22 protein-coding genes and 1 tRNA gene are annotated in these 24627 nt (G+C 70.8%); 10 read left to right on the top strand and 13 right to left on the bottom strand.

Features of this window, described 5'->3' with window-relative positions:
* Nucleotides 1-1470, bottom strand: a complete 1470-nt coding sequence (locus BEK98_RS01265; RefSeq protein WP_094214445.1) for an NsdA family TPR-like regulatory protein — start codon at nt 1468-1470, stop codon at nt 1-3.
* Between the two features lie 265 nt (nt 1471-1735).
* Between BEK98_RS01265 and BEK98_RS01260 the strand changes: the two genes are divergently transcribed.
* Both BEK98_RS01260 and BEK98_RS01255 read left to right on the top strand, forming a co-directional pair.
* Entirely contained in the window at nt 1736-2155 is a 420-nt protein-coding gene (locus BEK98_RS01260; protein WP_244201702.1) for a hypothetical protein, read from the top strand.
* 34 nt (nt 2156-2189) lie between these two features.
* Nucleotides 2190-3059: a spermidine synthase gene (locus BEK98_RS01255; RefSeq protein ID WP_094214443.1), complete on the top strand. Its 870-nt coding sequence runs from the start codon at nt 2190-2192 to the stop codon at nt 3057-3059.
* Nucleotides 3060-3069: 10 nt separating this feature from the next.
* On the opposite strand, the gene BEK98_RS01250 is transcribed toward BEK98_RS01255, so the two are convergent.
* A complete protein-coding gene (locus tag BEK98_RS01250) occupies nt 3070-3576 on the bottom strand; it encodes a hypothetical protein (RefSeq protein ID WP_094214442.1) in 507 nt (168 codons plus the stop codon).
* Nucleotides 3577-3708: 132 nt separating this feature from the next.
* Between BEK98_RS01250 and BEK98_RS01245 the strand changes: the two genes are divergently transcribed.
* The 3 genes from BEK98_RS01245 to BEK98_RS01235 all read left to right on the top strand — a co-directional run bounded on the left by BEK98_RS01245 (nt 3709) and on the right by BEK98_RS01235 (nt 7425).
* A complete protein-coding gene (locus tag BEK98_RS01245; protein ID WP_094214441.1) occupies nt 3709-4428 on the top strand; it encodes a response regulator transcription factor in 720 nt (239 codons plus the stop codon).
* Nucleotides 4425-5828: a sensor histidine kinase gene (locus BEK98_RS01240; protein WP_094214440.1), complete on the top strand. Its 1404-nt coding sequence runs from the start codon at nt 4425-4427 to the stop codon at nt 5826-5828. The genes BEK98_RS01245 and BEK98_RS01240 overlap by 4 nt, the downstream gene beginning before the upstream one ends.
* A gap of 112 nt (nt 5829-5940) precedes the next feature.
* A complete protein-coding gene (locus tag BEK98_RS01235) occupies nt 5941-7425 on the top strand; it encodes a glycoside hydrolase family 18 protein (protein ID WP_094214439.1) in 1485 nt (494 codons plus the stop codon).
* A gap of 70 nt (nt 7426-7495) precedes the next feature.
* On the opposite strand, the gene BEK98_RS01230 is transcribed toward BEK98_RS01235, so the two are convergent.
* The 4 genes from BEK98_RS01230 to BEK98_RS01215 form a co-directional block, all read right to left on the bottom strand.
* On the bottom strand, nt 7496-8923 hold the full coding sequence (locus BEK98_RS01230; protein ID WP_094214438.1) for a GH1 family beta-glucosidase: 1428 nt from the start codon (nt 8921-8923) through the stop codon (nt 7496-7498).
* 103 nt (nt 8924-9026) lie between these two features.
* Nucleotides 9027-9920, bottom strand: a complete 894-nt coding sequence (locus BEK98_RS01225; protein WP_208642974.1) for a carbohydrate ABC transporter permease — start codon at nt 9918-9920, stop codon at nt 9027-9029.
* On the bottom strand, nt 9917-10942 hold the full coding sequence (locus BEK98_RS01220; protein ID WP_094214437.1) for a carbohydrate ABC transporter permease: 1026 nt from the start codon (nt 10940-10942) through the stop codon (nt 9917-9919). Before BEK98_RS01220 ends, BEK98_RS01225 begins: the two co-directional genes overlap by 4 nt.
* Nucleotides 10939-12270 carry an ABC transporter substrate-binding protein gene (locus BEK98_RS01215; protein ID WP_094214436.1) on the bottom strand — a complete coding sequence of 444 codons (1332 nt, stop codon included), beginning with the start codon at nt 12268-12270 and terminating at the stop codon, nt 10939-10941. The genes BEK98_RS01220 and BEK98_RS01215 overlap by 4 nt, the downstream gene beginning before the upstream one ends.
* A 311-nt stretch (nt 12271-12581) precedes the next feature.
* Between BEK98_RS01215 and BEK98_RS01210 the strand changes: the two genes are divergently transcribed.
* Nucleotides 12582-13637: a LacI family DNA-binding transcriptional regulator gene (locus BEK98_RS01210; protein WP_094214435.1), complete on the top strand. Its 1056-nt coding sequence runs from the start codon at nt 12582-12584 to the stop codon at nt 13635-13637.
* A gap of 161 nt (nt 13638-13798) precedes the next feature.
* Here the strand turns inward: BEK98_RS01210 and BEK98_RS01205 are convergent.
* From BEK98_RS01205 to BEK98_RS01190, 4 genes are all read right to left on the bottom strand, one after another.
* A tRNA-His gene (locus BEK98_RS01205) sits at nt 13799-13871 on the bottom strand.
* Nucleotides 13872-13978: 107 nt separating this feature from the next.
* The gene (gene orn / locus BEK98_RS01200) at nt 13979-14581 is read right to left on the bottom strand and encodes an oligoribonuclease (RefSeq protein WP_094214434.1); all 603 of its coding nucleotides are present in this window, start codon (nt 14579-14581) and stop codon (nt 13979-13981) included.
* A 123-nt stretch (nt 14582-14704) separates the two neighbouring features.
* Complete coding sequence (locus tag BEK98_RS01195) at nt 14705-15913, bottom strand: helix-turn-helix domain-containing protein (protein WP_094214433.1); 1209 nt, start codon at nt 15911-15913, stop codon at nt 14705-14707.
* 373 nt (nt 15914-16286) lie between these two features.
* Nucleotides 16287-16544, bottom strand: a complete 258-nt coding sequence (locus tag BEK98_RS01190) for a hypothetical protein (protein WP_208642973.1) — start codon at nt 16542-16544, stop codon at nt 16287-16289.
* Nucleotides 16545-16859: 315 nt separating this feature from the next.
* On the opposite strand from BEK98_RS01190, the gene BEK98_RS01185 reads away from it, so the two are divergent.
* Nucleotides 16860-17387 (top strand): universal stress protein, encoded by a 528-nt coding sequence (locus BEK98_RS01185; protein ID WP_094214432.1) that lies wholly within the window; start codon nt 16860-16862, stop codon nt 17385-17387.
* A 125-nt stretch (nt 17388-17512) separates the two neighbouring features.
* Complete coding sequence (locus BEK98_RS01180) at nt 17513-18073, top strand: GPR1/FUN34/YaaH family transporter (protein WP_094214431.1); 561 nt, start codon at nt 17513-17515, stop codon at nt 18071-18073.
* Nucleotides 18074-18194: 121 nt separating this feature from the next.
* On the opposite strand, the gene glmS is transcribed toward BEK98_RS01180, so the two are convergent.
* Both glmS and BEK98_RS01170 read right to left on the bottom strand, forming a co-directional pair.
* The gene (gene glmS, locus BEK98_RS01175) at nt 18195-20012 is read right to left on the bottom strand and encodes a glutamine--fructose-6-phosphate transaminase (isomerizing) (protein ID WP_094214430.1); all 1818 of its coding nucleotides are present in this window, start codon (nt 20010-20012) and stop codon (nt 18195-18197) included.
* A 37-nt stretch (nt 20013-20049) separates the two neighbouring features.
* Nucleotides 20050-20307, bottom strand: coding sequence for a hypothetical protein (locus BEK98_RS01170; RefSeq protein ID WP_094214429.1), 258 nt, complete (start codon nt 20305-20307; stop codon nt 20050-20052).
* 165 nt (nt 20308-20472) lie between these two features.
* On the opposite strand from BEK98_RS01170, the gene BEK98_RS01165 reads away from it, so the two are divergent.
* Entirely contained in the window at nt 20473-22038 is a 1566-nt protein-coding gene (locus BEK98_RS01165; protein ID WP_094214428.1) for a purple acid phosphatase family protein, read from the top strand.
* Nucleotides 22039-22071: 33 nt separating this feature from the next.
* On the opposite strand, the gene BEK98_RS01160 is transcribed toward BEK98_RS01165, so the two are convergent.
* Nucleotides 22072-22953: a DUF4429 domain-containing protein gene (locus BEK98_RS01160; RefSeq protein ID WP_094214427.1), complete on the bottom strand. Its 882-nt coding sequence runs from the start codon at nt 22951-22953 to the stop codon at nt 22072-22074.
* Between the two features lie 62 nt (nt 22954-23015).
* Between BEK98_RS01160 and BEK98_RS01155 the strand changes: the two genes are divergently transcribed.
* Nucleotides 23016-24617: a beta-N-acetylhexosaminidase gene (locus tag BEK98_RS01155; RefSeq protein WP_094214426.1), complete on the top strand. Its 1602-nt coding sequence runs from the start codon at nt 23016-23018 to the stop codon at nt 24615-24617.
* Nucleotides 24618-24627 lie beyond the last annotated feature (10 nt).

Below are 24627 nucleotides of genomic sequence, written 5' to 3'. Positions count from 1 at the left end.
CTACCCCCGCCCGGCCCGCGGCAGCGAAGCATGGCGGTCCAGGAAGTCCGACACCCCCGAAGCCCGCCGATGCGGCAGCAACACCCGTGCCGTCCCCGCCAGCATCGTCTGGATGCGGGAGGACTGGACCTGGTCCAGCAGGGACAGGACGTGCAGCGCGGCGGCGGCCGCCTCGTCGGGGCGGCCCTCGCGGGCCAGGTCGTCGGCGAGTTCGGCGGTGTAGAGGGCGATGTTGCGGGTGAAGTGCGGGTCCTGGAGGTCCGCCGCACGGCGCGCGTGCCGGGACGCGCGCCGCCAGTCGCCCAGCGTCGACCAGCACTGCGCCTCAAGACCCTCCAGCTCGGCCTCTCCGTAGAAGCTCATCCACTCGGCGTCGGCGTCCGAGTGGCCCCGCTCGAAGAGGGCCTGGGCCCGGGCCAGTGCCTGTTCGCAGCCGGTGCGGTCGGCGAGCCCCGCCCAGCCGCCCGCCTCGCGCAGGGCGAGCAGGGACATCAGACGGGGGGAGCCCAGCGGGCGGGCGACGCGCTGGGCGGCCTGCGCGGCGCGCACCGCCTCGCGGGGGCGTCCGGCGTCGCGGGCCAGGAACGCCGTGTTGCAGAACGCGTGGGCCTCCAGACCGGGGTCGCCGGTCATCCGGGCGGTCGCGAGCGCCTCCGCGTAGTGCGAGCGGGCGTCGTCGAAGCGCCCGGAGTCGTGGGCCAGCCAGCCCACGGAGATGGCGAGTTCACCGGCGCCCGAGTGTAGTCGCTCGGCGGTCGTCTGCCGGGTCGCTCCGGCGTCCAGGAGCGCGTAGGCGGCGCGCAGTGGCGCTGCCGCGCGCCGGTACAGGCCGTCCGCGCCGTGCCGGTCGTCGAGCAGCCGGATGCGGCGGACGGCCTCCTCCAGGGCGGCCGCCTCGGGGGTTCCGGCGCGGCGTGGCGGCCGGGCCGCCGCCACGGCGTCGGTGGTGAGCCCCAACGGGCTCAGCGTGGCGGCGGCAACCGTGGCGCCTCCGCCGGTCATGAATGCGCGACGCAGCACGTCGCTCTCCTCGTGGTCCAAGTGGTCGTTCTCGTACGGCTCGTGCGGGTCGTACGGGTTCTGCGGGTCGTACCGGTCCGGTGTGTCATACGGCTCGCACGCCCCCCGCGTCTCAGCGGTGCCGAGCGCCGGGGGCGCCTCCCCGGGCGGACGCGCCGCGCGTCCGCGGACGGAGGAGCGCGGCGCGAAGCCGAGGTCGGTGAGCGTGCGGCCGGGGAACATGTGCAGGAACACCCGTTCGTACGCGTAGTTGGGACAGCGGATCTCACCCGCCTCGACCCTGCCGATGTAGCGCGCGTCACAGCTCACCCGCTCACCGATCTCGCGGGCGGCCCGCCGCACCAGTGCCGCGAACTCGGCCGGTGAGCGCCGGCCGCGCAGCTGCCGGAAGGCGAGGTTCGGCCGGGGTGGCCGTTCGGGCTGTGACGAGGTCTCGGTTGACGACGCCATGGCCGGGTCCTCTCGTGCGAACCGTCGAACCATGCCGGATCCGGAGTGGATTCGGGCTGAGTTGTCCTGTGACACCCTGGTTCCGGCGAGCAAGAACGTACCTGCTGTGTCGGACCCGCCACGCTTTGTTTAGCTACAAACCGGATATCTCATCCATGATCTGCCATGAACTGCCATCCTTTGCGGCGCACTTGCGCCGTAGCCGTTGACGCGCTCGCGCGTTGGACTCCGTGGACTGCAACAGGGCGGCGTGGTGGAGGCCGGCATGGAGACCAGCCAGAGCAACGATCCTTGTATGCCGGATACGCCGGTCGCGACGCCGCCGATGACGGCGGGCGACGCGGCCTGCGACCTCGTCACGGTGCCGACCCGGCAGGGGCTGGAGGCGGTCGACATCCTGCGGCGGGGGGCCGGGGAGGCCGTGGGGCCCGTCCTGCACGACGACGGATGCGACACCCTCGGCTTCCTGGTGCCGGCGGGCACCGCCGCCTGCTGGGACGTACCGGGCAGCACCTGCACCGAGACCGACGGGCGGGGGCTGCGGCTGACCCCGGAGCCGCCGGTGGAGGGCTCGGACTGGCTGGTGCCGCCCGGCGAGTCCGACCTCGCGACCGACCCGGTGGTGCTGCGCCGGGCCCTCGGGGAGGCGGCCCGGCTGATCAAGGCGGCCGACAGCTGCCGGTGAAGCGGGCACCCGCGGCAGCTGCGAAAATGGACCGATGGGCAGGTCCAGGAACAACCGGCGCAGGTCGGCCGCCGTCGAGGCCGTGGTGGAGACGGTCGACGGCGGGCTCGCGCAGCTCATACCCGACCCGGACCGCGCCCGGGCCTGGACGCTGCTGATCGACGGGGCGCCCCAGTCGCACGTCGACCTGGACGACCCGGAGTACCTCTCCTTCGAGTACCAGCGCCGCCTCGGCCATGTCATCGACCTCGTCGCCCCGCCCGGAAAGCCGGTGCAGGCGGTGCACCTCGGCGGCGGCGCCCTCACCCTCGCCCGGTACGTCGCCGCCACCCGCCCCCGCTCCACCCAGCAGGTCGTCGAGCGGGACGCGGCCCTGGTCCAACTGGTCCGCCGCGAGCTGCCGCTGGACCCGAACGCCCGGATACGGGTGCGGGCGGCGGACGCCCGCGAAGGTCTTGCCAAGGTGCCGGACGGCTGGGCCGACCTGGTCATCGCCGATGTCTTCAGCGGCGCCCGGACCCCCGCCCACCTCACCTCCACCGAGTTCCTGGACGAGGTCCGCCGGGCCCTGAAGCCCACCGGTGTCTACGCCGCCAACCTCGCCGACGGCCCGCCGCTCGCCCATCTGCGCGGCCAGATAGCCACCGCCGCCGCCCGCTTCCCGGAACTCGCGCTGATCGCGGACCCGGCCGTGCTGCGCGGCAAGCGCTTCGGCAACGCCATCCTGGCCGCCTGCGACCTCCCGCTCCCGCTCGCCGAACTCACCCGCCGCGCCGCCTCCGACCCGCACCCCGCCCGGGTCGAACACGGCAAGCAGCTCCTCGACTTCACCGGCGGCGCCGCACCCGTGACGGACGCGGCGGCGGTGGCCTCCCCGGCCCCGCCGCCCTCGGTGTTCCGTTAGCGCCGACGGCTCAGTAGGTGCCGACCTCCACATGCGGCGGCCCGTCGTGCCAGGTGCAGAACACCGACACCCGGTCCGCGCCGCTGCTGAACTCCACCCGGATCCACGTCTCCGTCTTCCACACCTGCATCGACCAGCCGGTCCCCGGGGTCGCCGAGACGAGCGTGGCGCTCGTCGGCCCCAGGTCGAAGACCGCCCGGCCCCCGTCGGTGTCGTAGGCCTTGACCCGGCCGGAGGCGGTGGCCGTGGGGGAGGGGCTGGTGCTGGGGGTCCGCGTCCGGGACGCTGTGGGCGACGGCGGCTCGGACGACGGGCTCCTCGACGGGGCCGGCCGCGCGGTCGGCGTGTCCGGCGGCTTCGAGCGCTGCGTGGTCGCGTCCGTCGCCGTGATCGGCAGGGCGCGCGGCGGGTCGTACGCCGTCCCGGCCATCACCGTGTGCACGCCCCACCACGACAGCGTGACCGCCGCGCCCGTAGCGAGCAGCCACGCCATTACGTGTACGAGTCCTCTGCGCATCGCGGGCCATACTGCCTCAGGGTTACCGCCGTGCGCACTTGCCCCGAGTTATCCACGGCGCCGGACCTCCCCCACGCTCGGCTTCGCTCGCGCGGGGGGACCCCCAGCACCGCATGGCGTACGGTGCGGCGCATGGCAAGTGTGCTCGTGGTCGAGGACGACCAGTTCGTACGCTCGGCGCTCATCCGGCATCTGACCGACGCCTCGCACACCGTGCGCAGCGTCGGTACGGCACTGGAGGCGCTGCGCGAGGTCGCCCATCTCCGTTTCGACGTCGTCATCCTGGACCTCGGACTGCCCGACCTGGACGGCTCCGAGGCCCTGAAGATGCTGCGCGGCATCACCGACGTGCCCGTCATCATCGCCACCGCGCGGGACGACGAGACGGAGATCGTGCGGCTGTTGAACGCGGGGGCGGACGACTATCTGACCAAGCCGTTCTCGGTCGAGCACCTGTCGGCGCGGATCGCGGCCGTGCTGCGCCGGGCTCGCTCCGCCGGCCGGGAGGCCCCGCCCTCGCCCGTCATCCGGGTCGGCGGGCTGACCGTCGATCCGCTGCGCCGCCAGGCCGAACTGGACGGCGTCCGGCTCGACCTGACCCGCCGCGAGTTCGACCTGCTCGCCTTCCTCGCCGGCCGCCCCGGTGTCGTCGTGGCCCGCAAGGAACTCCTCGCCGAGGTCTGGCAACAGTCCTACGGCGACGACCAGACCATCGACGTGCATCTGTCCTGGTTGCGCCGGAAGTTGGGGGAGACGGCCGCCCGACCGCGCTATCTGCACACCCTCCGGGGGGTCGGCGTGAAGCTGGAGCCGCCCGTGCTCGCCGACGGGGAAGGGGAGCCGCCGCGATGAGATGGGCCCTGGTCAAGGTGTGCCTGGCGGTCACCACGATGGTCGTGGTCGCCTTCGCCGTCCCCCTCGGTCTCGTCGTCAAGGAGATGGCCCGCGACCGCGCGTTCTCCAACGCCGAGCGGGAGGCCGCCGCGGTCGCCCCCGCACTGTCCATCACCACCGACCGGGACAAGCTGGAGCGGGTGGTGGCCTCGGCCGGCGCCGACTCCGGGATGGCCGTGCACCTGCCCGCCGCCGACGGCCAGGCCGCGCTCGACCTCGGCCGCAAACGCGCCGCCGACCGGGACATCGAGGCCGTACGGAAGCTGGGCCGCGCTTCCACCACCTCGGTCACCGGCGGCTCCACGCTGCTGCAGCCGGTCGCGCTCGGCTCCACCGCGATCGCGGTCGTCGAGGTGTACGTCCCCGAGTCCGAGATGAGCAACGGCGTCGGCACGGCCTGGGCGGTGCTCGCCGGCGTCGGACTCGCGCTGATCGTCGGCTCGGTCGCGGTCGCCGACCGGCTCGGGGTGCGCATGGTGCGGCCCGCGCAGCGGCTGGTCGAGGGTGCGCACGAGCTGGGCGAGGGCAAGCTGGGCGCCCGGGTGCCGGAGGAGGGCCCGACCGAACTCAGGCTCGCGGCGGTCGCGTTCAACTCCATGGCCGACCAGGTCGTACAGCTCCTCGCGAACGAGAGAGAGCTGGCGGCGGATCTCTCCCATCGCCTGCGCACCCCGCTGACCGTGCTCCGGCTCAACGCGGCCTCCCTCGGCGGCGGTCCGGCCGCCGAGCAGACCCGGACGGCCGTCGCCCAGCTGGAGCGGGAGGTCGACACCATCATCCGCACGGCCCGGGAGGCCAAGCCGCAGACCGCGGCGGCCGGGCCCGGCGCCGGGTGCGACGCGGCCGAAGTGGTCCGCGAGCGCATGGAGTTCTGGTCCGCGCTCGCCGAGGACGAGGGCCGCAAGTGGCGGGTGGCCGGAGTGGAGCGGCCGGTGCGCATACCCGTGGCCCGGGCCGACCTGGCCGCCGCGCTCGACGCGCTGCTCGGCAACGTCTTCCGGCACACCGCCGAGGGCACCGCCTTCGCGGTCGACGTGCACAACGGCGAGGACGCGGTGATCGTGCTGGTCTCCGACGCGGGGGCGGGCATACCCGACCCCGAGGCGGCGATGGCCCGCGGCCGCGGCTCCGGCAGCGCGGGCTCGACCGGTCTCGGCCTCGATATCGTGCGCCGGCTCGCGGAGGCCACCGGCGGCGACGTCCGCATCGGCTCCTCGGTGCTGGGCGGCACCGAGGTGCGGATCTGGTTCCAGCTGGACGGGCGGGGGCCGGAGGACAGAGGGCGCCGGGGAGCGGTGCGGAGGCGCCGGCCGCGCAAATTGGTCTCGACCTTTAACCGTCCCCGATCCCTTCCTTAAGCGCACCATAAGATCCCCAACAGCCGCCCGTATCAAGCCGTTTGTCCGATTCTCGCTCGCTAGCGTGCTGCCGCACCTCACCTCCCCGTGAACAGCGAAAGCAGGCACGCGCATGAGCATGCACCGGCGCAGGATCAGTGGCAGGAACAAGGCGATCGGCGGCCTGGTCGCCGCGGCCGTGGTCGGCGGCGGCGCGGTCCTGCTGACCGGCACCGCGAACGCGGCCGGCGTGAACGCCGCGTACACCAAGACCAGCGACTGGTCGACGGGCTACACCGCGCAGTACGTCGTCACCAACAACAGCGGCCAGGCGGAGAAGACCTGGACGCTGGAGTTCGACCTCCCCGCGGGCGCGAAGCTCAGCTCGCTGTGGAACGGCGAGTCGAGCGTGAGCGGTCAGCACGTCACCGTGAAGCAGGCCAAGTGGGACACCGAGGGCCTCGCGCCCGGCAAGTCGGTCACCGTCGGCTTCGTCGTCAACGGCGCCGGTGATCCCACCGGTTGTCGGATCGACAACGCGAGCTGTTCCGCGGACGGCGGCGCGACCCCCGAGCCGAGCGGCCGCCCGACGCAGACCCAGTCGCCGGCCCCGACCCCCACCCAGACCGCGACCCCCACCCAGACCGCGACCCCGACCCAGAGCGCCACCCCCACCCAGAGCGCGACGCCCACGCCGACCGGAAGCACCGGCAGCGGCACCACCGCCTCCGCCGGCTTCGCGCCCTACGTCGACACCTCCCTCTACCCGGCCTTCGACCTCCTCGCCGCGGCCGACGCGACCGGCGTGAAGAACTTCAACCTCGCCTTCATCACCGACGGCGGCGGCTGCACCCCCAAGTGGGGCGGCGTCACGGACGTCACCAGCGACGGCGTGGCCGCGCAGATCGGCTCCCTGCGCGCCAAGGGCGGTGACGTCCGAGTCTCCTTCGGCGGCGCCTCCGGCTCCGAGCTGGCCACCACCTGCTCCTCCGCGGACGCGCTGGCCGCCGCCTACGGCAAGGTCGTCGACGCCTTCAAGCTGACCAAGGTCGACTTCGACGTCGAGGGCGGCGCGCTGCCGAACACGGCCGCCAACACCCGCCGCGCCCAGGCCATAGCCAAGCTCCAGGCCCAGCACCCGGGCCTGGACGTCTCCTACACCCTCCCGGTGATGCCCGAGGGCCTGACCCAGGACGGCGTGAACCTGCTCTCCAACGCCAAGTCCAACGGCGTGAAGATCGACACCGTCAACATCATGGCGATGGACTACGGCCCCTCCTACAGCGGCGACATGGGCACCTATGCCGAGCAGGCGGCGACCGCCACCCAGGCCCAGGTCAAGAGCGTGCTGGGGCTGTCCGACTCCGCCGCCTGGAAGACGGTCGCGGTCACCCCGATGCTCGGCGTCAACGACGTCTCCTCCGAGGTCTTCAAGGTCGACGACGCCACCCAGCTGGTGAACTTCGCCAAGTCCAAGGGCCTCGGCTGGCTCTCCATGTGGTCCGCGACCCGCGACAAGCAGTGCGACGGCGGCACCAAGCCCACCGCCGATGCCACGTGCAGCTCGATCACCCAGGACAAGTTCGCGTTCTCGAAGGCGTTCGGCGCCTTCAAGTGACCGAGCCGTACGGCTCCTGACCGGCGAGGCGCGGCACCCCTCCCCCCGAGGGGTGCCGCGCCCCTTGCCGCTAGGCGGCCGACACCCCCGGCAGCGCCCCCGTCCGTGCCGCCTCCCCGTACCACCGCGCGCTCGACTTCGGGGTCCGCTCCAGGGTCGCGTAGTCCACGTACACCGCGCCGAAGCGCTTGCCGTAGCCGTACGCCCACTCGAAGTTGTCCAGCAGGGACCACAGGTAGTAGCCGCGTACGTCCGCGCCGTCGGTGAGGGCGCGGCGGACCGCCGAGAGGTGGGAGTGGAGGTAGGCGATGCGCTCGGGGTCGTGGACGTTGCCGTCCGGGTCGGGCTTGTCGTCGTAGGCCGCGCCGTTCTCGGTGATGTACAGCGGCAGGCCGGGGGCCTCCCGTGAGTAGCGCATGATCAGCTCGTGCAGGCCCGTCGGGTCGATCGTCCAGCCCATCTCCGTGCGCTCGCCCGGGGTCTGGTGGAACAGCACACCGTCCGCGGCCGGCCAGGGGGAGTGGTCGCTGGCGCCGTGGCCGTCGGCCCGCGGGCCCCGGACCGTGTCGGGGGCTGCCGAGACGAGGGTCGGCGTGTAGTAGTTCAGGCCGAGCGCGTCCAGCGGCGCGTTGATCGTGCGGACGTCGCCGTCGAGGACGTACGACCAGTCGGTGACCGAAGCCGTCGCCGGGAAGAGGGTCTCGGGGTACGCCCCGTGCAGCATCGGCCCGTGGAAGATCCCGTTGGCCAGGTCGTCGATGCGGCGGGCCGCCGCCAGGTCGGCCGGGTCCTGCGAAAGGGGTCGTACCACCGAGGAGTTGAGGCTGATGGCGATCTGGTTGCGGGCCGGCATCACCGAGCGCAGGGCCGCCGTACCCAGGCCGTGGGCCAGGTTGAGGTGGTGGGCCGCGCGCAGGGAGGCAGCCGGGTCGGTGCGCCCGGGGGCGTGGACGCCGGAGCCGTAGCCCAGGAAGGCGCTGCACCAGGGCTCGTTGAGGGTGATCCAGTGCTCCACCCGGTCGCCCAGCGCCTCGCCGACCAGCTGCGCGTACTCGGCGAACCGGAGCGCGGTGTCCCGCTCCGGCCAGCCGCCCGCGTCCTCCAGCTCCTGCGGCAGGTCCCAGTGGTAGAGGGTGACCGCCGGCTTGATGCCGCGCGCGAGCAGCTCGTCCACCAGGCGGCGGTAGAAGTCCAGGCCCACCTGGACCGCCGGGCCCCGCCCGGTCGGCTGCACCCGGGACCAGGAGACCGAGAAGCGGTAGGCGTTCAGGCCCAGGTCCGCCATGAGCGCCACGTCGTCGCGGTAGCGGTGGTAGTGGTCGACGGCGATGTCACCGGTCTCGCCGCCGGCCGTCCTGCCCGGCGTATGGCTGAAGGTGTCCCAGATCGAGGGGGTGCGGCCGTCCTCCCGCACCGCCCCCTCGATCTGGTACGCGGAGGTCGCGGCGCCCCAGAGGAAGGCGGGAGGAAAGGTCACGGAGGTAACGGGTTCAGGCATGGAAGCGCTCCCATTGAGGTCGTAGGAGACCGACGAAGTGGGTGGGGAGGTGGGGGAGGAAGGGGCCGGGGCGGCGGTGGCCCGGCCCCCTTGCCGGAGGGTGTCAGCCCTTGATCGCGCCCTGCATGATCCCGCCCACGATCTGCTTGCCGAACAGCAGGAAGGCGATCAGCAGCGGCAGCGTGCCGAGCAGCGCACCCGCCATGATCACCGCCTGGTCCGGGACATAGCCGGTGCCGAGCGAGTTCAGGGCCACCTGCACGGTCGGGTTCTGCTGGTTCAGGGCGATGATCGGCCACAGGAAGTCGTTCCAGGCGAACACGAAGGTCAGCAGGCCGAGCACGGCCATCGCGGGCCGGGCGGCCGGGAACACCACGTGCCACACGATCCGGATGCTGCTCGCCCCGTCCACCCGGGCCGCCTCGATCAGCTCCGACGGCAGCGCCTGCACCAGGTACTGCCGCATGAAGAACGTGCCGAACGCCGTCACCAGGCTCGGCAGGATCACCGTCTGCAGCTGGTTGGACCAGCCGAAGTTCGACATCCACAGGTACAGCGGTACGACGGCCAGCTGCGGCGGGATCATCATCGTGCCGATGGTCAGCAGCAACAGCAGGCCGGAGAACCGGAACCGCAGCTTGGCGAAGGCGAAGCCGGCCAGCGTGGCGAACAGCACCGTGCTCACCGTGATCGTGCCCGCCACGATCACCGAGTTGAACATCGCCGTACCGAGCCCCGCCTGGTCCCAGGCGGCCTGCATGTTCTTGAACAGGTTGCCGCCGAACCACAGTGGCGGCGGAGTCTGGGCGAGCCGCCGGTCGGTGCGCGAGGCCGCGATCGCCGTCCACACCAGCGGGGCCAGCGAGACGAGAGCGAAGATCGTCAGGACGACGTACGTCACCGGGCCCGCGTGCAGCTGCTTGCCCGCGCCCATCACCCGGCGACGCTTCACCTTCGTCGCCTTCGCCGCGGGCAGCGTCAGTTCACTGGTCGTCATTGGGACTTCCTCAGCCGTCGGGTGAGCAGCAGATTGACCGCGGCGACGATCAACAGGATCAGGAACATCGACCAGGCGATCGCGGACGCCTTGCCGAGGTTGCCGATGATCCAGCCCTGGTCGTACATGTACAGACCGAGCGTCTGGTACTGGTGCTCGGAGCCGCCCTTGGACCCGCTGACCCCGCCGAACAGCAGGACCTCGCCGAAGAGCTGGGTCGCGCCGATGGTGGAGACGACGATCGTGAACAGGATCGTGGGCCGCAGCTGCGGGATCGTCACATGCCGGAACTGCTGCCAGCGGTTCGCGCCGTCGAGCGCCGCCGACTCGTACAGATCCGTCGGGATCGCCTGCATCGCCGCCAGGTAGATCAGCGCGTTGTAGCCAGTCCAGCGCCAGATCACGATCGACGACACCGCGAACTGCGAACCCCAGTCCGACTCACGCCAGTTGACGGGATCGACCCCGACGAAGTGGAGAATCCAGTTGATCATGCCGCCGTCCCACGAGTACAGCAGCGTGAACACCAGGGTCGCGGCGGCCACCGAGGTGGCGTACGGGGTCAGCATCACGACCCGCCACACGGTCGAGCCGCGCAGCCTGTAGTTCAGCAGATGGGCGAGGCCGAGCGCGGCCAGCAGCTGCGGAACCGTGGAGATCAGCCCGATGGTGAACGTGTTCTTCAGGGCGTTCCAGAAGAAGTCCGAGGACAACAGGTTCCGGTAGTTGTCCAGGCCCGCCCAGGTCTGGTGGTCCAGCGCCGACAGCTGGACGTTGTGCAGCGAGTACCAGGCCGTGTAGAGCAGCGGGACCAGCGTGAAGGCCCCGAACAGGACGAAGAAGGGGGCGACGAACGCGTACGGCGACGCCTTCATGTCCCAGCGGTACAGCCGGCTGCGCCAGGAGTCGGTGCCCGCCGGCGTACCGCGACCGTGAGCGCCCCGGGCCGCGCCCGGCGGGGTGCCGGGCGCGGCCTCGGCGCTCGACGCGGGGTGCGCGAGAGCCTGCTTGGAGCTGGTCACTGGCCGAGCACGTCCTTGATCTCCTTGGACGCGGCGTCCCAGCCCTGCGCGGGGGACTTGCCCTTCTGCTCGACCTGGAGGATGCCGACGTCGGTGATCGCGGTGTTGATCGGCTGGTCCTTCGTGCCGAAGTACTGCGTCGGGATGGTCTTCGCCGAGTCGGAGAAGATCTGCGTGATCGGCGCGTTCGAGAAGTACGCCGTGGTGTCGGCGGCCGGCTTCAGGCTCGCGTACGCCGACGGGGTCGACGGGAAGCTCGCCTGCTTGGCGAAGACCTTGGCCTGCTGCTCGGGCGCGGTCAGCCACTTGGCCAGCTCGACGGCCTCCTTCTGGTGCTTGCTCGCCGTCGGCACACCGAGGAAGGAGCCGCCCCAGTTGGCCGCGGTCGGGGCCGCCGCCACGTCCCACTTGCCCTTGCCGGAGTCACCGGACTTCTGCTCGATGTAGCCGATCATCCAGGCCGGGCAGGCCACCGTGGCGAAGGTGCCGTTGGCGTACCCCTGGTCCCAGGTCGGGTCGAACTGCTTCAGCTTCGCCGACATGTTGCTGGTCGCGACGGACATTGCCACGTCCCAGGCCGTCTTCACACCGCTGGACTTGTCCCAGACGACGTTGCCGTCCTTGTCGTAGTACCGCTGGTCGCCGCCGCCCAGGGCCGCGTTGTAGACGGAGGACGCGGAGTCCACGAACTTGGTGCCCTTGGGCGCCTTCTTCATGTACTGCTTGCCGACGTCGACGTACTTGGCCCAGTCGCCCTTCCACTGTGCGGCGAGCTTGGTCCGGTCGGTCTCCAGGCCGGCCTGCTTGAACAGGTCCTGGCGGTAGCAGATGGCCATCGGCCCGATGTCGGTCCCGAGCCCGATGAGCTTGCCGTCCTTGGTGGTGGCCTGGGCGTTCTTCCAGTCCAGCCACTGCGACTTGTCGACGTCCTTGCCGAGGTCGACGAACTTGTTCCCCTGCGTCTGGACGGCCTCGGTGATGTTGCCGACCTCGATGGCCTGGATGTCGTCGGTGCCGGAGCCGGCCTGGAGGCGGGTGAGCACCTTCGGCCAGTAGACGTCGGTACGAGTGGTGACGTTCTCCTTGATGTTGATGTTCGGATGGAGCTTCATGTACTCGTCGTAGAGGCCGGCCTGCTTGTAGCCGAAGACGCCGAAGGTCCCGATGGTCAGCGTGATCTTGCCCTTGCCACTGCCGTTGCTGCCGCCGTCCGCGTTCGACGAGCCGTCGTCCGAGTCGTTGGCGCAGCCGGCCAGCAGCCCTGTGGTCAGCGCGGCGACGGCCACGAAGGCCCCCAGCCTGCGGGACCGGCGGATGCTCGTGCGCATTGCGTCCTCCTGTTGCCTGACGTGCCGACCCCCCGGCCAACTGCATGGTTGGGCCCGTTCGTACTCGCTGCGGCTCGGGCGGGGAACGTGCGGGATGTGTATGTGTCAGGTACTGTGGGAGCGCTCCCACCAGTGATGTGTTGAAGAGTCGTCGGTTCGCGGCGGGGTGTCAAGGGAGCGGACGCGGAGGGATGCGTTCAGTTATCCGAGCGTTAACTGGCCTTCCCCGGACGTCCGCTGCCGCTCGCCGCTCTGGCCAGGACTGTTAGATTCCAGCCAGCCAGGATGTTGGTGTGAGGGAGGCGGATCCCATGGCAAGCCACGGAGCGCGGGGCCGGAGCGGGGGGCGTCCCACGCTCGAGGAGGTTGCCGCCCGGGCCGGGGTCGGCCGGGGCACGGTCTCGCGGGTGATCAACGGCTCGCCCCGGGTCAGCGACGCGACCCGCGCGGCGGTCGAGGCGGCGGTCGCCGAACTCGGCTACGTCCCGAACACGGCGGCCCGCGCCCTCGCGGCCAACCGCACCGACGCCATCGCGCTGGTCGTCCCCGAGCCCGAGACCCGCTTCTTCGCGGAGCCGTACTTCTCGGACATGCTGCGCGGCGTGGGCGCCGAACTCTCCGACACGGAGATGCAGCTACTGCTGATCTTCGCGGGCAGCGACCGGGAGCGGCAGCGCCTCGCCCAGTACCTGGCGGCCCACCGCGTGGACGGCGTCCTCCTGGTCTCGGTCCACGCCGACGACCCCCTCCCGGATCTGCTGGCCCAGCTGGAGATCCCGGCGGTGATCAGCGGCCCGCGCTCGGCCACGGAGACGCTCACCTCGGTGGACTCGGACAACTACGGCGGCGGCCGCTCGGCCGTGGAGCACCTGCTCTCCCGGGGCCGCCGCAAGATCGCCCACATCACCGGCCGCCTCGACGTCTACGGCGCCCAGCGCCGCGTCGACGGCTACCGCGACGCCCTGCGGGACGCGGGCCGTCAGGTGGACGAACTCCTCATCGAACCCGGGGACTTCACCGAGGAGGGCGGCCGCCGCGCGATGACCACGCTGCTCGCCCGCCACCCCGACCTGGACGCGGTCTTCGCCGGCTCCGACGTCATGGCGGCGGGCGCCCGCCAGGTCCTGCGCGAGGCGGGCGTGCGGATCCCGGACGACGTGGCGCTGGTCGGTTACGACGACTCGGCCATCGCCCGCCACATGGACCCACCACTGACCAGCGTCCGCCAGCCCATCGAGGAGATGGGCCGCGCGATGATCGACCTCCTGCTCACGGAGATAGCCGACCGCCGCCCGGCCATGTCCCGGGGGCTGGAGCGGCGGCATGCAGTGTTGTCCACGGAGCTGGAGGTGCGGGCTTCGTCTTGAGCGGGGCGGGTGACCGCCGGAGCGAGTTCTACTGCACCGGGTCGGGGTGCGGTGGGACGCGCGGAGCCGTCGGCGTACGAGCCAGGAGTGGAGGGCGTCAGGCGCGAAAACGAATCAGCCGGTGACCCGTCTCTCGACGGAGTCACCGGCTGATCACTCAGGGTGAGTGACGGGACTCGAACCCGCGGCATCCTGGACCACAACCAGGTGCTCTACCAGCTGAGCTACACCCACCATGACCGGTGGTGGAACTTGTCGTTTCCCCGACCGGCCGAGAAGAAGTCTACAGGGTCCGAAGGGGTGCTCGCGCACAGGTTTTCGCGGGGGCTTCCGACGGGGTTCTACTGGGCCGGCAGGACGTGCTTGGCGGCGATCGACTTGGCGGTGTCGGAGTCCGGGCCGGGCTGCGGGACGAAGACGGCCTCGCGGTAGTAGCGCAGCTCGGCGATCGACTCGCGGATGTCGGCGAGGGCGCGGTGGTTGCCGTTCTTCTCCGGGCTGTTGAAGTAGGCCCGGGGGTACCAGCGGCGGGCCAGCTCCTTGATCGACGAGACGTCGACGATCCGGTAGTGGAGGTAGTCCTCCAGGGTCGGCATGTCCCGCAGCAGGAAGCCGCGGTCGGTGCCGACGGAGTTGCCGCACAGCGGGGCCTTGCCGGGCTCCTTCACCCACTCCCGTACATACGCCAGCACCTGCTCCTCGGCGTCGGCCAGCGTCGTGCCCCCGGCCAGCTCGTCGAGGAGCCCGGACGCGGTGTGCATCTGACGCACCACCTCCGGCATCGTCTCCAGCGCCGAGTCCGGCGGACGGATGACGATGTCCACCCCCTCGCCGAGTACGTTCAGCTCGGAGTCGGTGACGAGGGCGGCCACCTCGATGAGAGCGTCGTCGGACAGCGAGAGGCCGGTCATCTCGCAGTCGATCCACACCATGCGATCGTTCATGTGTCTCACCTTACGGCGCGAGGTCGCTCCGCGGGTCTGCCGTGCACGGGGTGATCTCGCCGCTGGAGGTATAGAGGAGAGGGGGCGGGTGTGTGCCCGCCCCCTCTCCTCTGTACGCCTCGCTCAGCTGCCGCTGCGCGGTCCCGGCAGCAGGCTCACCGGCTGGCGGCGGCTCTGCATCGGGACCCCGCTCTCCCGGTCCGGGTGCAGGACCGGGGGCGTGTGGCCCAGCGGTCCGGGACCGGGCAGGCCGGGCGCGCCCGACAGTCCTGGCTGCGCCACCTGCGCCTCCGTGTCAGCGTGCCGCTCGCCCTGCGGCCGTCGGGCCCGGTAGGCGGCCCGGTAGGCGGCGGGGGACGAGCCGAGCTGGCGGCGGAAGTGCCCGCGCAGCGCGACCGGTGAGCGGAAGCCGCAGCGGCCCGCCACCTCGTCCACGGAGTAGTCCGACGTCTCCAGCAGCCGCTGCGCCTGCAGCACCCGCTGGGTGATCAGCCACTGCAGCGGGGCGCTGCCGGTGAGCGAGCGGAACCGGCGGTCGAACGTACGTCGGCTCATGTAGGCGCGTGCCGCCAGCGTCTCCACGTCGAACTGCTCGTGGAGGTGTTCCAGCGCCCAGGCGACGACCTCGGCGAGCGGGTCGGCGCCGATCTCCTCTGGTAAAGACCTGTCGAGATAGCGCTCCTGGCCGCCGCTGCGGCGCGGCGGGACCACCAGCCGGCGGGCCAGCGCGCCGGCCGCCTCGTTGCCGTGGTCCGTCCGCACGATGTGCAGACACAGGTCGATCCCCGCCGCCGTACCGGCGGAGGTCAGTACGTCTCCGTCGTCGACGAACAGTTCGCGCGGATCCACGTGCACCGACGGATAGCGCTTGGCCAGCGTCGGCGCGTACATCCAGTGTGTGGTCGCCGGGCGGCCGTCCAGCAGTCCGGCCGCGGCCAGGACGAAGGCCCCGGTACACAGCCCGACGATACGGGCGCCCTCCTCGTGCGCACGGCGCAGTGCGTCGAGCGCCTCCTCCGGCGGCGGTGAGGTGATCGAGCGCCAGGCCGGTACGACGACCGTACCCGCGCGCGAGATCGCCTCGAGCCCATGCGGTGCGGTGAGTTCCAGGCCCCCTGTGGTCCGCAGTGGGCCTTCCTCGCCGGCGCACACCAGCAGTCGGTAGCGCGGCACGCCGGCGTCCTGGCGGTCGATCCCGAACACCGACAGCGGAATGGAACTCTCGAAGATGGGGCCGCCGCTGAACAGCAGCACCGCGACGATTTCCTTGCGGCGTCGCCCGGAGAGTTTCCGGGCCGCGGCTTCCGGCGCGGCAGTGGAGTCGTGGCTCATCCTGCTAAGCCCCCCTCGGTGGTCGCGGCTCCTCGGTTGTGTCGCTCCTGCACGTTTCCCCTCGGTCCTGCACGAGTCCCCCGCCGTAATCAAGATCGAATCTACTGGCTACCGCGGTCTCACGGTGGCCGGTTAGACACGCCGGACATTGTCGACATGACAACTTGGCGTGAAGCATTCGATCACGAAGGGTTGCACTCGTGGGCCGTGCAGGGAAGTGCGCCTTGTCGCAGTGGCCAAACCGCGTAGGGTGCGCGGGTCCGCTCAGACCCTTTCCGTGCAGGTGGAACGGGGGTTGGGGGGTGGGTACGACCCCTCCGGAACGGTATCCAGAAGTTGGCCGAAAAGAAGCGTTCCTAGGCGCAAAAACCGGTCAGTCGACCGGTGTCTTCTCCTTGGTGTGACGTCCGCCTCTTTGCGCGGCGCAACGCTCGGACCGCCGCAGCAGGACGCGGCAGGCGGCCGTGACGGCGGCGAGGCCGAGGGCGGTGCCGGCGGCACCGGCGAGCGAGGTGCCGTACCAGACGAGGACCACGGGTACGAGGACGCAGCTGAAGGCCGCCCAGCGGATCACGTCGCTCGTGGTGTCCGGGGCGGGGTGCGGGTCGGAGGTGGAGCGGGGTCCGGACATCTCGTACTCCCTGTGGCGATGGCTCACCGGGGTTCAACGCCTGTTCGATCGGTCGGTCACCGGCCGTCGCCCCGGGATCCTGTGCAAACCGCCTGTACGGGGCAGCAACCATTGCGTTACGGGCGCTGCTCGTGCATGCTCCGGGGAACCCCTACGGACACCGGGGGGCCGCTTACGGAGCGTGTGCGCGATCTGGGCAGAGGAGGCGTGCCGCCGTACCCTTGGGGGTATGGGGTTGGGAAGACGAATCCCGGACACAGCACCGCCACCCGATGTCACCCCCCACCCACAAAGGATCACAACGCCGAGACAGCCATGGCCGGTCACGAATTCTTCGAACCCGCGGACCGCAAGCGGCCCGTCGCCGATCCCACGGCGGCCGAGCCCCTGGCGGCGGAAGAGTCAAGCCCTTCCTGCGACCCCGCCTTCAAGCACGGTGTGGTCGTCGGCTTCGACGGCTCGACGTCCAGCGAGCGCGCCCTCGCCTACGCCATCGGCATGGCCCACCGCTCCGGCTCGGGCCTGATCATCGTCCACGTGGCCAACCGGCTGCCCACCACGGTGTGGGCCGGCTGTGAGCCGCCCGTCTTCGTCGACGTGCCGGACCACCGCACCGAGGTGCTGGGTCTGGAGTTGGCGTGCGCGGACTATCTGGCCGAGGTGCCCTGGATCCTGGTCGAGCGCGGCGGTGACATCTGCCACGAACTCGAAGAGGTGGGGCGGGAGTACGAGGCCGACGCGATCGTGGTCGGCTCGACGCACGGCATCGTGGGCCGGATCTTCGGCTCCGTGGCCGGGCGGCTCGCCAAGCGTGCACAGCGGCCCGTGATCGTCATTCCCTGAGCTTCCGACACTCTGTCAACTCCCTTTGTGCAGCCTGAAACTACTCGCGCGTAGAGGTGTTTGTGCCCTTGTGAAGGGCATATATCGGTCACCGCGCAACTGCACATGCATGAAGGGAGCCCGCCGTGGACAACGACGTCTCAGCGGGAAGTGGAAACACCACCGTGGTCGGCCGACTCGCCCTGGGTATCACCCTGTTGGCGTTCGGGCTCGGCACAACCGGCGTGATCGACGGCGTAGGGGCATCCGACGCCGTGTCACTCGCTCACTACGTGGGCGGCATCGCCCTGTTCCTCGTCGGCCTGCTGGCCTTCCGTGCCGGTGACAGCGGCTCCGGCACCGGCTTCGTGGCCCTCGGCGCTCTCTGGTTCACCTGGGCCGTCGCGGGTCAGATGTCGGCCAACGCGACCGGCCTGTTCCTGCTGCTGTTCGCCCTCGTGGCCCTCACGCTGACCCTGGCGGGCGGCGACAGCCTCGGTCAGCTCGTCCACGGGCTCCTGTTCCTGGCGATGCTGCTGCTCGCCGTCGCGGCCTTCGCCGACAGCTCCTCTCTCGCGAAGGTCGGCGGCTGGGTGGCCGCGGTCTCCGGTGCGGTTGCCTGGTACGCGGCGACGGCGGCGCTCGCGCACTGGCCGACGGCGCTTCCCGGACGTGCCGCCCGCCGGGGGGTGACGGCCACCGGCTGATGTGCGGCGGCACGGAGAGGACCCCCACGTGATCGGTGGCACACGTGGGGGTCCGTTCTGTTCGTCGCGCCTGTGCGGGTGCGTGGGGGCTGGTCGCGCAGTTCCCCGCGCCCCTAGGGAGTTACTCCACTGTCACTGACTTCGCGAGGTTCCTGGGCTTGTCGATGTCGCGCCCGAGGACCTTCGCCGTGTGGTACGACAGCAGCTGGAGCGGGATGCCCATGAGGATCGGGTCGAGTTCGTCCTCGTTCTTCGGGACCACGATCGTCTCGTCGGCCTTCTCCTGGACCTGGTGGGCCACCGCGAGGATCTTGCCGCTGCGGGCCTTGATCTCCTCCAGGGCCGCGCGGTTCTTCTCCAGGAGGTCGTCGTCGGGGACGATCGCCACCGTCGGCAAGGCCGGCTCGATGAGGGCCAGCGGGCCGTGCTTCAGCTCGGAGGCGGGGTAGGCCTCGGCGTGGATGTAGGAGACCTCCTTGAGCTTCAGGGAGGCCTCGCGGGCCACCGGGTAGCCCCGCACACGGCCGATGAAGAGCATCGAGCGGGCCTCGGCGTACTGCTCCGCCAGCTTCTTGATCTCCTCCTCCTGGTCGAGGATCTCGGAGATCTGCGCGGGCAGCTTGCGCAGGCCCTCGATGATGCGCTTGCCGTCGCGGACCGAGAGGTCACGGGTGCGGCCGAGGTGCAGGGCCAGCAGCGCGAAGGCGACCGTGGTGTTGGTGAAGCACTTGGTGGAGACCACGCAGACCTCGGGGCCGGCGTGCACATAGATGCCGCCGTCGGCCTCGCGGGCGATCGCCGAGCCGACGACGTTCACCACGCCGAGGACGCGGGCGCCCTTGCGCTTCAGCTCCTGGACGGCGGCGAGGACGTCGTACGTCTCACCGGACTGGGACACGGCCACGTACAGGGTGTCGGGGTCCACGACCGCGTTGCGGTAGCGGAACTCGGAGGCCGGCTCGGCGTCGGCGGGGATGCGGGCCAGCTCCTCGATCATCTGGGCGCCGATCATGCCCGCGTGGTACGAGGTGCCGCAGCCGAGGATCTTCACCCGGCGGATCTTGCGCGCCTCGCGGGCGTCCAGGTTCAGACCGCCGAGGTGCACGGTGGAGAAGCGGTCGTCGATGCGGCCGCGCAGCACGCGGTCCACGGCGTCGGCCTGCTCGTGGATCTCCTTGTGCATGTACGTGTCGTGGCCGCCCATGTCGTACGACGCCGCCTCCCACTCCACGGTGGTCGGTTCGGCCGTCGTACGGGTGCCCTCGGTGGTGTACGTGCGGAAGTCGTCGGCCTTGAGGGTGGCCATCTCGCCGTCGTCCAGCGTCACTATCTGCCGGGTGTGGGCGACCAGGGCGGCGATGTCGGAGGCGACGAACATCTCCTTCTCACCGATGCCGAGGACCACCGGGGAGCCGTTGCGGGCCACCACGATGCGGTCGGAGAAGTCGGCGTGCATCACCGCGATGCCGTAGGTGCCCTCGACCACGCGCAGGGCCTGGCGGACCTTCTCCTCCAGGGTCTCGGCCTGGGAGCGGGCGATCAGGTGGACGAGGACCTCGGTGTCGGTCTCGGAGAGGAACTCGACGCCGTCCGCCTCCAGCTTGCGGCGCAGGTCGGAGGCGTTGTCGATGATGCCGTTGTGCACGACGGCGACCTTCTGGTCGGCCGACATGTGCGGGTGGGCGTTCACGTCGGAGGGGGCGCCGTGGGTGGCCCAGCGGGTGTGGGCGATACCGGTGGTGCCCTTGAAGCGCGCGGGGACCTTGGCCTCCAGGTCGCGCACCCGGCCCTTGGCCTTGACCATCTTCAGGCCGGCCGTCTTCGGGGAGGTGACGACGATGCCCGCCGAGTCGTAGCCGCGGTACTCCAGGCGCTGCAGGCCCTCCAGGAGGAGGGGCGCCACGTCACGCTTCCCGATGTATCCGACAATTCCGCACATATATAGGTATTCCTCAGTCCGTGGTTCCGACTGGTTCTCAGCCGTAGACCATGCGGCGCAGCTGCCTGAGCGTCAGCTCCGGCGGCGCCACCGCCCGGTATTTCAGGTCCGCCTCGATCCGTTCGAAGATCTCCGTGTTCTGCAGGCCCTGGGCCTGCAGTTCGCGGTGGCGGCGACGGACGTAGTCCTGCGTCGTCTCGTCGAAGAAGGCGAGCACGTCCTGGACCACCCGCAGCGCCTCGCCCCGGTTCAGGGGCGTGGACCGCGTCAGATGATCGACAAGTTCCTCGTGCACCCGGTAGATCCTGGGGTACCGGCGCGAGTTTCGCAAGAATCGTGCCCGATTCCGGGCAAGCGCCTGTTGAAACTCTTATGGGGCTCTGTTCGCAAGCTGTCCATCCTGCGTCTTGTGCCGCGTCGCCCGGACCCACGAGTTTCAGACGCCATGGACATTCCTCGTATGGGAGTACCCGAGAAGCTGGCCGAGCGCATGAGCATGGCCGAGCAGCATGAGTACCTGCGCGCCAGATTCTCGCGGCGCACCATGATCAGAGGCGGTGCCGTCACTCTGGGCGCCGTCACGGGCGGCGCGTTCATACCGGGCGGCACCGCCCAGGCCGCCGTACCGACCCAGCGCACCGCCCCCGCCACCGAGCAGGTCGACGGCGCCTATGTCGCCCCCTTCGGCCGCCACCTGGCCTGGGGCAACGACCCGCGCACCGAGATCACTGTCTCCTGGCAGGTCCCGGTCGCGGTGAAGGACCCGTTCATCCGCATCGGCGGCCACCCGTGCGACCTCTCCCGCAAGATCCCCGCCGAGGTCCGCACCCTCTACACCCCGGCCGGCGTCGGCGCGAGCGGCGACCACACCCAGTACTACATCCACGCCAAGCTCACCCACCTGCGCCCGGGCAGGACCTACTACTACGGCGTGGGCCACCAGGGCTTCGACCCGGCCGAGCCGCACCTGCTGGGCACCCTGGGCACCTTCACCACCGCCCCCGCCCACAAGGCGCCGTTCACCTTCACGGCCTTCGGCGACCAGGGCGTCAGCTACCACGCCCTGGCCAACGACAGCCTGATCCTCGGCCAGGACCCGGCCTTCCACCTGCACGCCGGTGACATCGCCTACGGCGACCCGGCGGGCCAGGGCAAGACCACCGACACCGGCTTCGACTCGCGCACCTGGGACCAGTTCCTGTACCAGACCGAGTCGGTCGCCAAGCAGGTCCCGTGGATGGTCTCGTACGGCAACCACGACATGGAGGCCTGGTACTCGCCGAACGGCTACGGCGGCGAGGAGGCCCGCTGGAGCCTCCCCGACAACGGCCCGGACGCGAAGAACCTCCCGGGTGTCTACTCCTTCGTCTACGGCAACACGGCGATCATCTCGCTGGACCCGAACGACGTCTCCTTCGAGATCCCGGCGAACCTGGGCATCTCCGGCGGAACCCAGACGAAGTGGTTCGAGGATCAGCTGAAGAAGTTCCGCGCCTCGGACGACATCGACTTCGTCATCGTGTTCTTCCACCACTGCGCGTACTGCACCTCCACCGCGCACGCCTCGGAGGGGGGCGTGCGCCAGGAGTGGGTGCCGCTGTTCGACAAGTACCAGGTGGACCTGGTCATCAACGGCCACAACCACCAGTACGAGCGCACCGACGTCATCAAGGGCAACCAGGTCGTCAAGAAGCTGCCGATCGGCGAGACGGCATACTCCGACACCGAGGGCGTGGTGTACGTCACGGCCGGTGCGGCGGGCCGCAGCCTCTACGCCTTCACCGCCCCGGACTCGTACGAGGGTCACGAGCACGAGGTCGACTCCGTGGCCTCCTTCGTCAACCTCAAGGACGGCAAGCAGAACGAGACCGTCACCTGGTCGCGCGTCCGCTACCTGAACTACTCCTTCCTGCGCGTGGACGTCACCCCCGCGCCGAAGGGCCGCTACACCACCCTGAAGGTCCAGGGCATCGCCGAGACCGGTGACCGGATCGACCACTTCACGGTGGCACGCAAGGCCAAGTAGGCCTGCTGAGAGCAGGCGGTCCTCTGCGTGCGTCTACATGCGCCTCAGGACCGCCTGTTTCGCCAGGGCGAACTCCTCGTCCGTCAGCACCCCCGAGCGGTGCAGCTCGCCCAGCTCGCGCAGCCGTCGCAGCAGTGCGTCGTGGTCGTCCTCGGCGGGGGGCGCGTTCGTGAGCTGCGCCGGCCCGGGTCGTACGGCCGTCTCGGCGGGCGGGGCCGACGGGTGCGGCAGCCGGGCCTGTACGGCGGCCGCGATCAGGGCCATCAGCGGGTCCCGCTTGAAGCCCCACAGCTCGACCGCGTTGGGGTCGTACTTCGGCGGTGCGGTGGCGGGCACGCTGCGCACGGTGAAGCGCAGATGGCCGTTCTCCAGCCCCGCCGCCGGCTGCCACTCCACGGCCGTGATCTCGGTGAGCGCGATCGTCCGGGGACCGGTGGCGGCCTTCGCGTCCTCCGTCTTCCAGTTCCACTCCAGACGCACCCGCTCGCCGTCGAAGCCCGCCGTGCCGTCCCCGGCCGAGACGGACAGCGGCACGGACGGCCCCGGCAGCAGGTACCCGGCGACCGGATCCGGGGAAACCCCGTCCAGCAGCAGGGCGTTGCGGACCTCGTCCGCGAAGTACTCGGCGACGCCGTACCGGTCGGACTCCACGGTCAGCTGGTACGGGTCGTGCGGCTCGGTGAGCCGGCCGCCGGTGGCGTGCAGCAGCGGGTCGGCGCCGTCGCGCAGCCGCAGCCTCAGCCGCCCCGACTTCTTCCCCTGCTCGAAGGAGACGCCCGCCAACGCGCCCAGCGGTACGACGAGTTCACCCAGCGTGCCGCGCAGCAGACCGACGTTCTTGTCCCGCCCGGGGGTCAGCCTGAGGGCGTCGCCGTCGAAGGCCCAGGTGCCGTCCTTCTGGATGATTTCCGCCATGCGGGGATTGTTTCACCGGATCTGCGGGAGAGTGGTCTTTACCACTCGTGAAGGGAGCGCATGTGAGACCGAACCACAGCACGACTCCCCGACTGACCCGGATCCTCGGGTCACTGCTGCTTCTGGCGGCGGCAGGCGTGTTCACCGTCGGCGCGGCACCCGTCCCGAGCGCGGCCGCGACGACCCCGCTCGACCGGGTCGTCCCCGCGCCCGCCTCGGTCAGGCCCGCCGGATCCCCGTACCGCATCACCCGCGCCACCCGCCTCGTCGTCGACGGCTCGGCCGAGGTCCGCCGGATCGGCGCGTACCTCGCCGGCATCCTGCGCCCGTCCACCGGCTACCCGCTGCCGCTCACGGAGCAGGGTGGCGGCGGCATCCGACTCCACCTGACCGACGGGCCGTTCGGCGCCGAAGGCTACCGCCTCGGCAGCGGACCCCACGGCGTCTCCCTCACCGCGAGCACCCCCGCAGGGCTCTTCCACGGCGTCCAGACCCTGCGTCAGCTGCTCCCGGCCTCGATCGAGAAGAAGACCGTCCAGCCCGGCCCCTGGCGGATCGCCGGCGGCACCATCGAGGACCGCCCGCGCTACGGCTACCGCGGCGCCATGCTGGACGTCTCCCGGCACTTCTTCACGGTCGCCCAGGTCAAGCGCTACATCGACCAGATGGCCCTGTACAAGATCAACACCCTGCATCTGCACCTCAGCGACGACCAGGGCTGGCGCATCGCCGTCGACTCCTGGCCGCGGCTGGCCACCTACGGCGGCTCCACCCAGGTCGGCGGCGGCCACGGCGGCTACTTCACCAAGGCCGACTACCAGGAGATCGTCCGCTACGCCGGTTCCCGCTATCTGGAGGTCGTCCCCGAGATCGACCTGCCCGGCCACACCAACGCGGCCCTCGCCTCCTACGCCGACCTCAACTGCGACGGCGTCGCACCCCCGCTGTACACCGGCACCAAGGTCGGCTTCAGCTCGCTGTGCGTGCCCAAGGAGGTGACGTACACCTTCGTGGACGACGTCATCCGCGAGCTGGCCGCGCTCACCCCCGGCCGCTACCTGCACATCGGCGGCGACGAGGCGCACTCCACCAGCCACGCCGACTACGTGAAGTTCATGGACCGGGTGCAGCCGATCGTCGCCAAGTACGGCAAGACGGTCGTCGGCTGGCACCAGCTGACCGGCGCCACGCCCGCCCAGGGCGCCCTCGCCCAGTACTGGGGCGTGGACGGCACCAGCGCGGCGGAGAAGGCCCAGGTGGCCAAGGCGGCCCAGAACGGCACCGGGCTGATCCTGTCGCCGGCCGACCGGCTCTACCTCGACATGAAGTACACCCGGAACACCAGGCTCGGCACGAAGTGGGCGGGCTACGTGGAGGTGAAGCGCTCCTACGACTGGAACCCGGGCGCCTACCTCCCCGGAGCACCCGCCTCGGCCGTCAAGGGCGTCGAGGCGCCCCTGTGGTCCGAGACCCTCACCAAGTCCGCCGACATCGAGTACATGGCCTTCCCGCGCCTCGCGGGAGCGGCCGAGCTGGGCTGGTCCCCGGCGGCCACCCATGACTGGGCCCGCTACCGGGTCCGCCTCGCGGCCCAGGGCCCGCGCTGGAAGGCCCTCGGGATCACGTACTACCGGTCGCCGCAGGTGCCCTGGCCGGCGAGCTGAGCACACGCTG

The organism is Streptomyces diastatochromogenes (assembly GCF_002242805.1).
Classification (GTDB): Bacteria; Actinomycetota; Actinomycetes; order Streptomycetales; family Streptomycetaceae; genus Streptomyces; species Streptomyces diastatochromogenes.
The sequence above is the reverse complement of the archived record's forward strand: the minus strand, read 5'-3'. Positions and strand labels throughout refer to the sequence as shown.

Bases quoted from the DNA above. Each gene is read 5' to 3' on its own strand.
- BEK98_RS01265 (WP_094214445.1), bottom strand. From the start codon at position 1,470: ATGGCGTCGTCAACCGAGACCTCGTCACAGCCCGAACGGCCACCCCGG.
- BEK98_RS01260 (WP_244201702.1), top strand. From the start codon at position 1,736: ATGGAGACCAGCCAGAGCAACGATCCTTGTATGCCGGATACGCCGGTC.
- BEK98_RS01255 (WP_094214443.1), top strand. From the start codon at position 2,190: ATGGGCAGGTCCAGGAACAACCGGCGCAGGTCGGCCGCCGTCGAGGCC.
- BEK98_RS01250 (WP_094214442.1), bottom strand. From the start codon at position 3,576: ATGCGCAGAGGACTCGTACACGTAATGGCGTGGCTGCTCGCTACGGGC.
- BEK98_RS01245 (WP_094214441.1), top strand. From the start codon at position 3,709: ATGGCAAGTGTGCTCGTGGTCGAGGACGACCAGTTCGTACGCTCGGCG.
- BEK98_RS01240 (WP_094214440.1), top strand. From the start codon at position 4,425: ATGAGATGGGCCCTGGTCAAGGTGTGCCTGGCGGTCACCACGATGGTC.
- BEK98_RS01235 (WP_094214439.1), top strand. From the start codon at position 5,941: ATGAGCATGCACCGGCGCAGGATCAGTGGCAGGAACAAGGCGATCGGC.
- BEK98_RS01230 (WP_094214438.1), bottom strand. From the start codon at position 8,923: ATGCCTGAACCCGTTACCTCCGTGACCTTTCCTCCCGCCTTCCTCTGG.
- BEK98_RS01225 (WP_208642974.1), bottom strand. From the start codon at position 9,920: ATGACGACCAGTGAACTGACGCTGCCCGCGGCGAAGGCGACGAAGGTG.
- BEK98_RS01215 (WP_094214436.1), bottom strand. From the start codon at position 12,270: ATGCGCACGAGCATCCGCCGGTCCCGCAGGCTGGGGGCCTTCGTGGCC.
- BEK98_RS01210 (WP_094214435.1), top strand. From the start codon at position 12,582: ATGGCAAGCCACGGAGCGCGGGGCCGGAGCGGGGGGCGTCCCACGCTC.
- orn (WP_094214434.1), bottom strand. From the start codon at position 14,581: ATGAACGATCGCATGGTGTGGATCGACTGCGAGATGACCGGCCTCTCG.
- BEK98_RS01195 (WP_094214433.1), bottom strand. From the start codon at position 15,913: ATGAGCCACGACTCCACTGCCGCGCCGGAAGCCGCGGCCCGGAAACTC.
- BEK98_RS01190 (WP_208642973.1), bottom strand. From the start codon at position 16,544: ATGTCCGGACCCCGCTCCACCTCCGACCCGCACCCCGCCCCGGACACC.
- BEK98_RS01185 (WP_094214432.1), top strand. From the start codon at position 16,860: ATGGCCGGTCACGAATTCTTCGAACCCGCGGACCGCAAGCGGCCCGTC.
- glmS (WP_094214430.1), bottom strand. From the start codon at position 20,012: ATGTGCGGAATTGTCGGATACATCGGGAAGCGTGACGTGGCGCCCCTC.
- BEK98_RS01165 (WP_094214428.1), top strand. From the start codon at position 20,473: ATGGGAGTACCCGAGAAGCTGGCCGAGCGCATGAGCATGGCCGAGCAG.
- BEK98_RS01160 (WP_094214427.1), bottom strand. From the start codon at position 22,953: ATGGCGGAAATCATCCAGAAGGACGGCACCTGGGCCTTCGACGGCGAC.